General features: G+C 66.7%; 6 protein-coding genes. 3 read left to right on the plus strand and 3 right to left on the minus strand.

The window, feature by feature from the left end; genetic code table 11:
• Positions 1–10: 10 nt before the first annotated feature.
• The gene (locus LJE61_RS00190; protein ID WP_296917035.1) at positions 11–2,125 is read right to left on the minus strand and encodes a protein-disulfide reductase DsbD family protein; all 2,115 of its coding nucleotides are present in this window, start codon (positions 2,123–2,125) and stop codon (positions 11–13) included.
• 235 nt (positions 2,126–2,360) lie between these two features.
• Here LJE61_RS00190 and LJE61_RS00195 point away from each other — a divergent pair, with 235 nt between their 5' ends.
• Positions 2,361–3,272: a DUF6279 family lipoprotein gene (locus LJE61_RS00195; protein ID WP_296911984.1), complete on the plus strand. Its 912-nt coding sequence runs from the start codon at positions 2,361–2,363 to the stop codon at positions 3,270–3,272.
• Positions 3,273–3,277: 5 nt separating this feature from the next.
• On the opposite strand, the gene LJE61_RS00200 is transcribed toward LJE61_RS00195, so the two are convergent.
• Positions 3,278–5,896: a penicillin-binding protein 1A gene (locus tag LJE61_RS00200; protein ID WP_519972865.1), complete on the minus strand. Its 2,619-nt coding sequence runs from the start codon at positions 5,894–5,896 to the stop codon at positions 3,278–3,280.
• 216 nt (positions 5,897–6,112) lie between these two features.
• Here LJE61_RS00200 and LJE61_RS00205 point away from each other — a divergent pair, with 216 nt between their 5' ends.
• Together LJE61_RS00205 and LJE61_RS00210 are read left to right on the plus strand one after the other, a co-directional pair.
• Positions 6,113–7,219: an efflux RND transporter periplasmic adaptor subunit gene (locus tag LJE61_RS00205; protein ID WP_296917037.1), complete on the plus strand. Its 1,107-nt coding sequence runs from the start codon at positions 6,113–6,115 to the stop codon at positions 7,217–7,219.
• Between the two features lie 3 nt (positions 7,220–7,222).
• Complete coding sequence (locus tag LJE61_RS00210) at positions 7,223–10,396, plus strand: efflux RND transporter permease subunit (protein ID WP_296917039.1); 3,174 nt, start codon at positions 7,223–7,225, stop codon at positions 10,394–10,396.
• Between the two features lie 291 nt (positions 10,397–10,687).
• Here the strand turns inward: LJE61_RS00210 and LJE61_RS00215 are convergent, their stop codons facing one another.
• Positions 10,688–14,452 carry an efflux RND transporter permease subunit gene (locus LJE61_RS00215; protein WP_296917042.1) on the minus strand — a complete coding sequence of 1,255 codons (3,765 nt, stop codon included), beginning with the start codon at positions 14,450–14,452 and terminating at the stop codon, positions 10,688–10,690.
• Positions 14,453–14,587: the final 135 nt, after the last annotated feature.

Below are 14,587 nucleotides of genomic sequence, written 5' to 3' on the forward strand. Positions count from 1 at the left end.
CGTTCCTCGATCAGTGGCTCCGCGACGACGCCATTGGCCCCTGCCGGACCGCGCCTTGCACGATGTCCTCGGTCAGGATCTGAGGCAGGACCTTGGGTTCGCCATTCACTGGATAAAAGACGTACAGCGGAACACCGTTGCGCTCATACTCGGCGAGGTACCGGGTGATCGCGGGATCCCGATTGGTCCAATCCCCCTTGAGGTAGAGTACGTCTGCAGCCGAGAAAAGCCCCTTCACGCCCGCCGTATCCAAGGCGACACGTTCGTTGACCAGACACGTGATGCACCAGGCGGCGGTCATGTTGACGAAGACCGGGCGGAGCTCGGCGCGTGCCGCCGCGAGACGCTCGGGCGAGTAGGGCTCGCTCGGCAGCTGTCGGCCCGTCTCGGCCCCGAGCGACTGCGCCGGGGCAGACAGCCGAACGGTCGCGACGCCCAGATAGGCCGCCCCGCCCAGCGTCGCCAGCAGCATCGCAAGGGCCAACCGCCGCTGCCCCGGCCGCAGATGCTGGGCGCGCTCACGCAGCCAGAGCGCAAAGGCCACCAGGACCGAGCCCGCGAGGACGGAGGCGACCCCGCGGGGACCGGTCTGGACGCTCAGCACCCACACCAACCAGGCCGCGGCCGCGAACATGGGAAAGGCCAGAACCTGCTTGAGGGTCTCCATCCAGGGGCCGGGCTTGGGCAGCCAGCGGGCGAGCTGCGGGACCAGGGACAGCAGCAAGAAGGGTAGCGCCAACCCGAACCCGAGGGTCAGCATGATCGCCAGCGCCGGCGGCCAGGTCAGGGTGACCGCATACCCCAAGGCCGCCCCCATGAAGGGCGCGGTGCAAGGTGCCGCGACCAGGGCCGCGAGGGCGCCGGTCCCAAATGCACCCAGGGTCCCACCTCCACTCCGGGTCCCGCCGAGTGACATCAGACGCCGACCAACGGTGATCGCGCCCGAGAGACTCAGGCCGATCACCAGGAAGACGTAGGCCATGAGCACGACAAACGGCGGGTATTGGAGCTGAAAGCCCCAACCCACCGCCGCGCCACCCGAGCGCAGGGCCAGCAGGAGTCCGGCCAGGGCAGCGAAGAAGACCAGCACGCCCGCGGTGTAGGCGACCCCATGGAGCACGCGCGCGCGCGCCGCACCGGGGCCCTCCCCGGCCAGGCCCTTGACCAGGCTCAACGCCTTCATCGCCAGGATTGGGAACACGCAAGGCATCAGGTTCAGGATCAACCCGCCGAGCAAGGCAAAGACCAGCGCCAGCGGCAGGCTGATCGAGCGTTGCGCGTCCCCCTCGAGAAGGGGCGGCCCGCGGACGGCCGCCACCTCGTACGAGCGGACTCCTCCCTGTCTGTCGCTGACGACCAGCAGACCCTCGGGATCGACCTGGGCCGCCGCGGGACCGGCGGTGAGCTGGATCCGAAGATCACCGTCGACGAGGCGCCAGGATTGCGCGGCGGCATGCTCGATCAGCCCCCAGGATCCCGCAAAGAACCAGGCCTCATCTAAGCCAGCGGGCAGAAGATCGGCCGGGATATCAAGACTCAGGCCAGCCGCCTCTGTCCTGAGCACCGCCCCCTCGATTGTCCCGTCGGCGAGATCACCGCGGGCCGAGGCAAAGACCTCGGCCTGCGCAGGGTCAATCGGTCCGGGGCCAAGCGCGGTCGCCACAGTCAGCCCGAAGGTGCCGGACTCGGGGATGCAATGCGCCTCACAGACCAGCCAGTCGGCGTCCGCACGGATCCGCACGGGCTCACCGATCGGCCAGTCCTCGGGCAGGCTCAAGGCGAACAGGTGAACGGCTCGGCCCGAATAGCCGTAGTTCGCGAGCGGACCGACGGGGATGAGCTCCGGCCGCGTCCAACGCAGCGGCCCAACCTCAACGCCCTCGGGAAGACTCCAGCTGACCCTTGGGGAATCGCCCGAGTCGCCAGGGTTTCGCCAGTAGGTGTGCCAGCCCGGCTCGATCTCGAGAACGAGCGCCAGGTCGACCGTCTCGCCGGGCGCCATCTCGGTTCGCTCGGCCACCAGGCGCGCGGTAACATGCTCGGTCGTGACCGGGTTGGCCGACGTCGGCGAAAGCCAGGCGAGGCAGGCAAACAGCAAGAGCGGGCTGATTGTACCAATCGCCATGCCCCTCTGCCGGCGAGGGTTGAAGCGCCGCGGCAGTCGTTCGTGTATCGCGATCATCCCATCGGTGTGCGGGCTCTTTCGAGGGGTCGAGACCATCGCTCCAGTCATCTCGTCTCGGCCCAGATCAGGGCACGCCCGCTTTCGACAAGAGCGGGCGTCCGCATTCAGGATCCAATCGGCGTCACAGACGTCCAATGACGGAGATCGAGAACCCCTCAAGCAGATGTCGCCCATCATGCCCAGCGCCTCCGCCCCGATTCGTCTCGCCGTGACCCTGTTCGCGGCTGTCCTGACCCTCGCAGGCTGCAGCCGCGTCGGCATCGCCTACAATACCGCCGATCTGCTCGTCAAAGGCTACGCCAAGGACTACCTGAATCTGGAGGGTGCCCAGCTCAGCGGGTGGGACTCGGTCCTGGATGCCGAGCTGGCGCGCCATCGCGCCGAGGAGCTGCCTTACCTCGCGGCCTTTTTCGATCAGCTCCTCAAGGCGAGCCGCCTGGGCTTCGACGAGCGCAACATGACTTGCCTCACCGGTGAGTTTCGCAGTCTCTATCGGCGGCAGGCGCGATTCGCCGTCACGGTCACGGCGCCGCTTCTGGCAGAGCTGAGCCCATCCCAGATCGAGCGCCTGTCGAGACGCTTCCAGGACGAGGCCGCAGAGGACCGCGCAGAGCTGGCGATGCGCAACCGCACCAAGGAGCGCGAACGGCGCGCCCGACGCTACGTGAGCTCCGTCGAGGATTGGACGGGTCCGCTCGACGCTGAGCAACGGGCGATCGTCGCCGACGTGACCAGCCGCATGCCGGATACGCAGAGCGACGTCGTCGAGTATCGCGGCCGCAAGCGCGGGCAGTTGATCGGGCTGCTCCGGGCGAATGCGGGAGAGGCCCGGATCAAGTCTTTCCTAACCGAATGGCTGGTCGACTTCAAAGACCTTCCGGCCACTCTGGACCGGGATGGTGAGGTGCTGGGCGAGCGGATCGCCGAGCTGTTCATCCGGCTTGGGCCGACCCTCGACGAGCGTCAACGCGAGAGGCTGGACAACCGGTTGCGCAACCTGCGCGACGACTTCATGAGGCTTCAGAAGCAACCCCGCATGGCACCGCGGACCTGTGGCACTCCCACCGGACTGCACGCCGTCGCCTGATCGGCTCAAAAAAGATCATCCATCACACGTGGCGCGGATCGTCTGACCGAGGTATCTCGCCTCTCCGCGGAGGCCGCCTGGATCGGCTCGGGCCCGAGCAAGGCCGTCCGGAACTCTTCGCTCACCATCTCGACGATCCCGCCCCGTTTGACTTCGGTGCCCCGGATCGGATCGACCCGGACCTGCACCATCCCCGCAGGCGGGTCAAGCGATGCAACGGGATGGCCATCGAGCGCGGTTGACATGAAGTCGACCCACAGCCCCAGGGCGGCCCGACCACCCTCCTCGCCTCGACCCAGTTTCTCGAAATCGTCGAAGCCCATCCAGGCCACGGTGACGAAGTCGGCCTGATAGCCGGCGAACCAGGAGTCGCGCACATCGTTCGTGGTGCCCGTTTTTCCCACGATATCTTCGCGATTCAATTTCTTAGCTCCGGTTCCTGTCCCGGTTTCGATCACCTCGCGCAGCAATGAGGTGATCTGGTAGGCGATCCGCGGATCGATGACCTGCGGAGCCGGCTGGGCTGACTGGGTACCCTGAACGCGTGCGGGGGCGTCGCCGTACCGATACCAGCAATCCGCGCAAGACCGCGGCGGATTGGCCTCGAAGATCACCTGCCCTTCTCCGCTCTCGATCCGCTCGATGAAGTAGGGCATCACGTGGAAGCCGCCATTCGCGAACACGGCATAGCCTTCGGCCAGCTTCATCGGCGAGAGCTCGCCCGTGCCCAAGGCCATCGACAGACCCAGAGGCATCGCCTCGAGCTCGAATCCGAAGGCGCGGATGAAGTGCTGCGCGTCCTCCAGGCCCACGCTCTGAAGCAGGTTGATCGTTGCGAGATTGCGCGACAGCGCCAGGGCCTTCCGCATCCGTATGGGCCCGAGCTCCCGGCGATCATAATTGCGAGGGTTCCAGTCCTGCTCGCCGGGCACCCGCACGGACTCATCCTTGATGAGACTTGCAGGCGTCCAGCCTTCGCTGAGCGCCGCGGCATAGATGAAGGGCTTGAAGCTCGACCCCGGCTGGCGGCGCATATCCACCGCCCGGTTGAATTTGCTCTCATTGAACGAATAGCCACCGACAAGGGCGCGCACCGCACCGTCCTGTGGCGCAATCGAGACCAGGGCACCGGATACCCGCGGGTTCTGCCCCAGCCCCCATTGCCCCTCCCCGACCTGCTGCAGCCGGATGAGATGACCGACCGCCAGCACGTCCGAGACGTGCCTCGGTCGGGGTCCGCGCCAGTTCGCGTTACGGAACTCCTGCGCCCAAACGACCTGCTTGAGGCCGATCCGGGTCCGGCGGCCCTGTCCCAGATACACCTCCGCCTCGCCCGATGACGACTGCGTCACCAGCCCAGGCGGCAAACCCGGAACCGCCGGTACCGTCGCGAGATAGGCATCCATGTCCGCCTCGCTGGCCCCGGTCAGATCGACCTTGGCCTCGGGGCCTCGGTACCCATGCCGCCGATCGTAAGCCCGCAGGGCCTGTCGCAAGGCCTCCTGAGCGGCGGACTGCAGACGCGACTCGATCGTCGTGGTGACGCGATAGCCCTGACTGAGTGCCGCCTCCCCGTAATGTTTGGCGACGGCCTGTCGGGCCATCTCCGCGACATAGCCCGCATCCAGCTCTGGCTGACGGCGGTGGAGTCCGGCCAGGTCCGGCGTGAGGATCGCGATCTCATGCTCGTCCCGGCCGATATAGCCGAGCTCCAACATACGTCCGAGGATGTAGTTGCGACGCTCCAGTGCGCGTTCCGGATTGCTCACCGGATTGTTCGCGGAGGGTGCCTTGGGGATACCGGCAAGCATCGCCGCCTCGGCAGGCGTCAACTCGTCCAGCTCTTTGTCATAGTAGAGCGATGCGGCGGCCGAGACCCCGTAGGCACGGTGGCCGAAAAAGATCTGATTCAGGTAGAGATCCAGGATCTGATCCTTCGACAGGGTCCGTTCAACCTGTAAGGTCAGCAGCACCTCGGCGAGCTTACGCCGGAAGGTCTTCTCCGAGCTCAGCAGAAAATTCCGTGTCACCTGCATGGTGATGGTGCTGCCACCCTGTGTCTTGGTGCCGGTCGAAGCGAAACTCAGAAGGGCCCGTAGCATGCCAACCGCATCGACCCCCCCATGTTCGAAAAAGCGGCTGTCCTCGGTCGCGAGGAAGGCGTTCACCACCAGGGGTGGCATGTCTTGGTAGGGCACCGGATGGCGGCGCTCGACGCCGAACTCGGCCATCAGCGCCCCGTCACGACTGTACACCCGCAGCGGCTCCTCGAACTTCACCTCGCGAACGGCGTCGACGCTCGGCAGCTCCGGGAGATGGACGGACACGAAGACGCCGGCGCCGAGCAACCCCAAGGCAAGCAACTGCAGCGGCGCCCCGAGCGGCGCCAGGAAGCGACCGAGCCAGATGAACGCCGAACGATCACGCCGCGATGACTCAGCGCCGCCACCCCGCCGGCCGGAGCGCGGGGCATCATCCTGCGGCGCCCCCAACAAGGACGCACCGCGGGTCGGCGACGCGGTGTCGGGAACACCGGACTGAGGGGATCGGGTCGCGGCCGATCCAGGTACAGCCGCCTTGGACCAGCCGTTCTCTGATGGGTTGGTGTCGGACTCTTGGCTCAAGCGGGTCTCCATCCGGCGCGCCCGACCCTGGCCTGACGCCGACGTGTCGGAGCAAGTCTTTTTGGTCAATACTGACGCTGGCGATTGTACACTAGCCTCCCTGGAAACTGACCGCAGCCGATTGAGCGGAAGGCGATGCCGATTCGATCAAGGATAGACCGCCCGGCCAGATCCGCGCGTCCTCGTTGCGGGTCGCCACGCCCCAGGGGGCTGGCGATGCGCGCACTGGATCCGACGCGACCCCCGTTCCATCCCACGCACCAAGCTCGGAGGCGGCACTCGCCCACGCCTGTCCGGACGGGATCCTGGCCGCTCATCCTGCTCCTGGCACTGGCCTCTGGTGCCGCGCTCGCTGCCCCCGTGGGCGCCGCCGCGCCGGATGTCGCCCTGGTCGAGGCGGTTCCCGCGATGCGGGAGGCGGCGCTGATCGGGTTCACCCGTGCCGTCGCCAAACGCCCGCTGGTCGCAGAGACGGACGGCCGTGTGCAGGCGCTCTTCCTCGACGTCGGCGACAGGGTCGATGAGAGCGGGCGCTTCGCGCAGCTGGATACCACCTTCGTCGGCCTCGAGCTCGAGGAGGTCAAGGTCCAGGAAGACCGCCTGAAGTCGCAGATCGAGTTCGATCGGCGGGAAGTCACCCGTTTTCGCGAGCTGGTGCGCCAGAGCAGCGCATCGGCGTCTCAGCTGGACGCCCTGGAGCAGGCACTCCGCGACAACCGCCATGCCTTGCGGGCGCTGGACGTGCGACGCCGGATACTCGAGGAGCGGCTGACGCGGGCAACCATCGGCGCACCGGTCGGGTGGCACGTCACCGCCCGAGAGGTAGAGCTCGGTCAATGGGTGCGCGAAGGCGATCCGGTCGGTTATGCCGCCGATTTCTCGACCCTTCTGGTGCCCTTCGCCCTCACTCCGGAGCAGTTCTCCGCACTCGAGGGGGGCGGCGGGACCCTGCGACTCGAGCTCCTCGACCAGCCTCGCGGAGCGACCTCCGAGGTGTCTGCACGCCTGTACCGAGTCAATCCGGGATTCGACCCCGAGACCCGCAAGATCGCCGTCGAGCTCGCCCTGGATGAGCCGGTGCACCCAGCGCGCGGGGGATTACGCGTGCGACTGCGCCTGGGGCTTCCCGAGGCCACCGGTGCCGTGAGTCTCCCCCCAGCCGCACTCGGCTCCAGCTACGAGGAGTCCTGGGTCATCCGCGAGGACGGGGCGCGGCTCCCGGTCCTGCGACTCGGGCCGGACGCGCAGGACCCGGCGCTGGTGCGGGTCACGGCGCCGGGCCTTCGCCCCGGCGATCGCGTGCGGCTGCTGGGGGAACGCTGAGCCATGCGAGGGCTCGTCCGCTTTACCCTGCGCCAGCAGGTGCTCTTCAACCTCCTGTTCGTGTTGATGATCGTCGCGGGCGCCTTTTCACTCGCTGCGCTTCCGATGGAGCGCTATCCGGAGATCAACTTCGGCAAGGTCATCGTCACCACGGTCTATCCCGGGGCCTCGCCGCGCGACGTCGAGGCCCTGGTGACGCGCGAGATCGAGCTCGCCCTCGACGGGCTCGAGAACGTCGAGCTCGTTCGCGCGACCTCCGTGCGTGAGCGTTCGACCATCATCGTGAAGTTCCGCGACGACGCCGATTCCGACGCGCTATACAACGAGCTGCGCTTTCGCGTGCTCAGCATGCTCGAGCGGCTGCCCGATGGCGTCGACCCCCCGCACTTCGATCTGGTGCGCACCTCCTTCTGGCTCCCGGTGGTCACAGTCAACCTCATCGGCGACCGCTCGAACCGCGCCTTGTCACTGATCGCAAAGGAATTGCAGATCCGAATGGCGCAGATCCCGGGGGTCAGCGAGGCCAAGCTCGACGGGGAGCAGCGCCGCGAGTTCCACGTCTTCCTCGACCCCTGGAAGCTCAAGTCACATGGCGTCAGCTATGATCAGGTGGCCGCCGCATTGCAGGACGCCAACGTCACCCTCCCCGCCGGCGACTTCAGCGACGGGAGCGGCGAGTACGTCATTCGGGTGGACGAACGGTTCCGAAGCCGCGAGCAGGTCGTCGACACCCTGATTCGGCGCGACGCCGACGGCTCGTTCGTGACGCTGGCGGACCTGGTCTCGGATGCCCGGCTCGGCTATCGCGCGCCGAGCATCGTCACCTCGGCCAACGGCCGGGACGGGGTGGCGCTGCGGCTCCTCAAGGCTAAGGGCGGCAACGCCATGGAGATCTACGCGGCCGTCGAGGCGGTCATCGCCGAGCTCGCCCCGACCCTCGACCAGGAAGGCGTCGCGGTCGTCCTCACCCAGGATTCGACGACCTACATCGGGGAGTCCATCCAGACACTGGGCTGGAACCTGCTCGTCGGGATCCTCCTGGTCAGCCTGATCCTCTGGTACTTCATGGGCCTGCGTAACGCGGGCATCGTCACGGTCGGCATCCCCTTCTCCTTCATGGTCACGATGGTGCTGATGCAGCTGACCGGCAACTCGCTCAACGAGATCACCCTGTTCAGCTTCGTGCTGGTCTCCGGCATCATCGTCGACGACGCCATCGTCGTCGTGGAGAACATCTACCGCCGTGCCCAGGAAGGCGAGCCGATCGAGCAGGCGATCGTCGAGGGCACGGCAGAGGTGGCCTGGCCGGTGATCTCGGCCACGGCGACCACGGTCGCCGCCTTCCTGCCGATGCTGATCATGACCGGCTCGACGGGGCAGTTCTTCGCCTTGATCCCGAAGGCCGTCAGCTTCGCGATCCTCGCCTCCCTGATCGAGTGCCTCTTTATCCTGCCGCTGCACTACCTCGACTTCGGACCGCGGCCCGTTTCAACGGGTGACGGCGCGGCGCACCTAGAACGGGACAACCTCCTGATGCGGGCGCTGCGCCGCATGACCGACTGGCTGATCCGGGCCACGATCCGCTTCCGGCTGCTCAGCCTCACCGTCGTGCTGGTGACCTTTGCCGCGGCGGTCGCGATCCTCGGCGTGTCGGTCGCGGGCATCGCGCCCCTGATGCGCATCCAGTTCTTCCCCGACGACTACTCCACCTACTATGTCTTCGTCGAGGGGCCGCCCGAGACGCCGATCGAGGAGACCCATCACCGCGTCAAGGCCATCGCCGGTTTCATCATGAACGACGGGCCCGGGTACGCGCGTTCCGCTGCGGGGTTTGCCGGGTTCACAGTCAGCGAGGACTACGAAGACGAGATGGGACGTCACCTGGGCACGGTCATGGTCGCGCTGCCGCGCAAATCCGAGCAGGCCTTCGATGACCCGCTGGCCCATCTCGAGCGGATGCGCGAGCGGCTGATCGAGCGGTTCGCAGGGCACGGCTTCCGAATCCGGGTGCGTGCCGAAAAGGACGGTCCGCCGACCGGCAAGGACATCAACGTCCAGATCGCCGGATCGAGCGAGACGGCGGTGCGCGCGCTCAGCGCGGCGCTGCTGGAGCGGCTCGGTCATCATCCCGAATTCGGCCCTCACCTCCTCGACCTGCAGGATGATCGCGGCATCCCGGCCCGCGTCTTCCGACTCACGGTGGATGAGTCACGGGCGCGCGAGCTGGGTCTCACCCCGGGTGACGCCGCACGCATGGCCGCCTCGGTGCTGGACGGCCGTTATATCGGCAAGTATCGTCTGAGCGACGAAGAGGTCGACCTCAAGCTTCGCGTCGATCCCGCCTATCTGGACGCCCCCGAGGCAGCATTGGACATCCCCGTGTGGGAGCACCCGTCCGGGCCAGTGCTCCTGCGCGACATCGTCCGACCTGTCGCCGAGATCCAACCCGGCGAGCTCAGGCGCTATCAGCGCCAGCGCAGCCTGACCATCACGGCGAACATCCGGCCCGGGGCGCCGGTCTCCGCGGCGCAGGTCAACGCCTGGGTCCGCGCGCAATACCGGGAGCTGCGCGCCGGCCACCCGGGCGCGACCCTGGTCTTCGGGGGCGAGTACGAGGAGACCCAACGCTCCTTCGACAGTCTTGCCAAGGCATTCGGCCTCGCCGTGCTCCTGATCTATCTGATCCTGGCCACCCAGTTCAGGTCATACAGCCAGCCCCTGATCATCCTCTCCGCGGTGATGTTCTCGATCATCGGCGTTGTCTTCGGCAAGGTAGTCACCCAGTCGCTCTTCACGATCAACAGCTTCATTGCCGTGGTCGGTGTGACGGGCGTGGTGGTCAACGACTCCCTGGTCCTGCTCGACTTCATCAACCGCCGCTATCGCGCCGGTGCGGGGCGACGAGAGGCGATCCGCGAGGGGGTTCACCTGCGCCTGCGCCCGATCGTTCTGACCACGCTCACCACCACGCTCGGCCTGCTGCCGATGGCCATCGGCATCCCGAGCTATTCGGTGATCTGGGGCACCATGGCCTCGACCTTTGTCACCGGTCTGGCCACCGCGACCTTCCTGACCCTCTTCATCGTCCCGGTGGCCTGGGATCTCCTGATGGAACGGGACGAGAAGCGGAACGCTCGACGGAGGCTGCGCGTCGGGCGCGCCGCCTCCAAGCAGTGAGCGCAACCGCTATACCGGAAGGGGCAGCAGGCGCTCCGGGTGATCATCCCAACAGGCAACGAGCTTCCAACCGGTTGCTGTGCGGCGAAACGGTGGCAGCGTGGTCCGGATCCGAGCAATGCCGCGCGCGAAGCCAGACTGGGCGCCGGGCCAGGATGCCTCGGCGCAACACTGGGTGAGACAAGGGGAGAGAACCTTTCACTCACGGGACACCCAGCCGACCGGGACAAGGCAGGATGGTCGGGCCTCGCAAGCTCGGCCCAACCATTTCCGACGCTACGACTTGAGCATTCAGGCGGAGTCCGAGGTCTTCTTCGGGGCACGCCTGACGCGCCGTTTCTTGACGGGACCGGTCTCGGCCCGCACGACCTTGGTGTCAGGCTTGGGCTTGGGCTTGGCCGAGGCCCGAGCCGCTCTCGCCGCAGGAGCTGGCGACGGCTGCGCGGAGGACCGCGGGAGCGCAGCAGCGGCAGACCGCGCCGTTGCGGCACCGCTGGCGGTCGCTGGGCCGCCGGGACCGGTCACAGCCGGGCCGCCCGCCTTCCCAGGAGATGGGCCAGGGCCATCGCCCCGCCCCCTGGAGCGGCGATGCTTGAGCCAGGCGATGAGCCGGCCGATGACCTCGAACAACCAGAAGGCAAATCCGACCAGCGCGCTCCACAGCCTCAGCCAGACCGGCGTGCCGCCCGTGGGGCGGGGACGCTTGGCGGCGGGCGCGGGCCGGTCGGGCACCGCCACCCCCTCGACCTCGGCATACCGGGGTGAGAGTGCCCGTTCACCGCTTGCTGTCTCCACCAGATAGAACTCGCGCCGCAGGCTGATGCAGCCGAGCGGGATCACGATCACCGCCATCAGGGTCGCGAACCCCGCCCCGAACAGCAGGCTGACGGCCATGCCCTGGAAGATCGGGTCGTCGATGATGGCCCAGGCGCCCGCCATCAGGGTCAGGGACGTGATCAGGATCGGACGCATGCGGATCTCCGCACCGGCGACCGCGGCCTCGACGACGGGTCTCCCCTTCGAGACTTCGAGCTTGACGAACTCGACGATGAGGATCGACTGGCGAACGATGATGCCGCCGAGCGCGATCAGCCCGATCATCGAGGTCGCGGTGAACTCCGCCCCCATGATCAGGTGCCCGGGGATGATCCCGATCAGGGTCAGCGGGATGGGTGACATGATGAGCCCGGCGATCTTGAAGTTGCGGAACTCCCAGACGATCAGACCATAGATCAGCACCAGCGCGGCCATGAAGGCGAGACCCATGTCGCGGAAGGTCTCATAGGTGACCGTCCATTCCCCCGACCACTCGAAGCCGGACTGCCGATCGGTCGGGGGCGGCCCGATCAGCCCCCCGGGCATCCCGCTGATCTGGACCCCGTCCGGGGCCCGGTAGTCCTCCAGGCGCTCCTCGACGTCCAGCATGCCGTAGATGGGCGCACCCAGGCGCCCCTCCATCTCACCGACCACGTATTCCATGCGACGCAGGTCCTTGTGGTAGATGATCGGATCCTCCTGCTCCTGGACGAAACGCCCCAGCTCGCCGAGCGGGACCTGCTCGCCCAGCTCCGATTGGATCGGCAGACTGGCCAGGCTGTTGATCTCCGCGCGGTTGGCGAGCGGGACCTGCAGGACGATGTAGGCCGGCTCCTGCACCACGCCGCGCTTGACGTCGCCGAGCTTGAAGCCGCCCATGGCCATGGCGAGGTTCCGGTTGATCGTGTCGACCGAGATCCCCATCCGAACGGCCTTCTCGGCGTCGACCTCGAAGCGCCAATAGGGGTACGGCTCCGCCATATAGTTGTCGACGTCGACGATCCCCTCGACCTCCTCGAAGATGTCGGTGAGATTCGCGGCAACCTTGCGGCGCGTATCGGCGTCGGGCCCATAGACCTCGGCCACGACCGTCTGCAGGACAGGCGGACCGGGCGGCATCTCCACGACCGCGATCCGCGCGCCCAGCTCATCCGCCAAGGGGGTGAGCATCTGCCGTGCAGCGACTGCCAGCGCGTGGCTGCCGGCTTCGCGCTCGTCCTTGTCCTTGAGCATGACCAGGAGATCGCCCTCCCAGGGCCGGTCGCGCAGATAGTAGTGGCGTACCATGCCATTGAAATTGAAAGGCTGGGCAGTGCCGACATAGGACTGGACGGCGGTCACCTCCGGCATGGTGCGCACCTGCTCGGCGAGCCGGCGCACCACGTTCGCGGTCACCGGCAAGGCGGTGCCTTCGGGCATGTTGACGACGACGCTGAACTCCGGCTTGTTGTCGAACGGCAGCATCTTCACCGGCACGGTCTGGGTGTAGAAGAGCAGGCAGACGCCCGCCGTGGCGGCGATGGTCCCGACCAGAAAGGCAATGCCGAGCGCCCGGTTGCGGATCAGGGGTATCACCAGCGGGCGGTAGCCGCGACTGACCAGTCGGCGGCTGCGTTCCTCGCGCCGCTCCGCCTTCTCCAGGGCGGCCATGCGCGGACGCACCCGCAGCGCGAACCAGGGGGTGAAGACGAAGGCGGCCACCAGCGAGAAGAACATGGCCGAGGATCCCAGCACCGGGATGGGCCGCATATAGGGCCCCATGAGCCCGCTGACCCAGCCCATCGGCAACAGGGCGGCGATGATCGTGAAGGTGGCCAGAATGGTCGGGTTGCCGACCTCGTCGACCGCTCGCACGGCGGTCTCGATGGTCGTCTGGCCCCGCTCGAGCCAGTGGCGGAAGATGTTCTCGACGACGACCGTCGCATCGTCGACCAGGATCCCGATGGCGAAGATCAGCGCGAAGAGGCTGACCCGGTCGATGGTGTAGTCCACCATCCAGGCCCACCAGATGGTCAGCAGGATGACCACGGGGATGACGGTGATGACCACGAAGGCCGCGCGCGCGCCCAGTCCGACCAGGCACAGGATCGAGACGATGACCGCGGCCTCGAACATCGCCCGCAGGAGCTCGTTGACCTTGTCGTTCGCGCTCTTTCCGTAGTTACGGGTCACCTCGACATGGACATTCGAGGGGATCAGGGTCGCCTTCAGCTCTTCGAGCTGGTCGAGGATCTGTCGCGCGACCGTCACGCCGTTGGTCCCTTGCTTCTTGGCGATCGCCACGGTGACGGCCTGGGCGCCGTTTGCCTCGACCGTTCCCTGATAGGCCGGCCCGGTGTAATGGCTGACCACGTGCGAGGTATCCTGCGGCACGTGCTCCACGGTTGCGATGTCGCGCAGATAGAGCGGGTAGTCCCCACGATTGCCGATGACCAGGCGACCGATGTCCTCGGCGTTGCGCAGGAAGGAGCCGGAATAGACATTGAACGCCGCGTCGCCCGACTCGCTGACCCCGGTGGTCAGCTCGGAGTTCGCCGTCCGAATCGTGTCGGCGATGCGCTCGAGGGTGATGCCATGTCCCGCCAGGCGCTCCATCAGCACCTCGACTCGAATCTGATCCTCGCGCCCGCCGACCACGAATCCCTTGCCGGCGCTGGGCAGGGAGCCGATCGCCTGGAGCACGTCGAGGGCCAGCTTTCTGAGTTGATGGTCCTCGACGTCGTCCGACCAAAGGGTTAGGGTCACCACCGGGACGTCGTCGACCCCGATCGGCTTGACCAGAGGCATCTCGACGTCCGGCGGAATCTTGTCCAGGTTCGACTGAAGCTTGTCATGGACCTTGACGATCGAGGCCCCCATCTCCTCCCCGACCTCGAACCGCACCGTCACGATCGCCGCCCCGCGCTGGGTGGCCGAGTAGACGTGGCGAACACCCTTGATCTCTTTCATGATCCGCTCCAACGGATCGGTGACCAGCCGCTCGACCTGTTGGGCCGAGGCGCCCGGGTACTGTACGAAGATGTCGATCATCGGCACCGAGATCTGCGGGTCCTCCTGCCGCGGTGTGAACAGGAGACCCAAGATGCCGAGGAAGAGCGCGCCGAACAGCAGCATCGGCGTGACCGGCGTATTGATGAAGGCCCGCGCGATCCGCCCGGCAAGACCGAGCGACCCGGCCTGCCCGTCATCGGACGGGGGTGGAGGCTCAGAGGTCTGCGACTCTACGATAGGATCCGGCATAACTCATTCGCTCCTATCGTCCATGACATTTGTCTATCTTCTGAATGGGTTTAGCCAATCTAGCCCACAAGCCCTGATTCAACAAGCCGCTGATGAGCCAAGGACGAATCCGCTGCCCGGCGGTGTGATTGACTT

The sequence above is a fragment of the Thiocapsa sp. genome (assembly GCF_022340925.1).
Taxonomy (GTDB): domain Bacteria; phylum Pseudomonadota; class Gammaproteobacteria; order Chromatiales; family Chromatiaceae; genus Thiocapsa.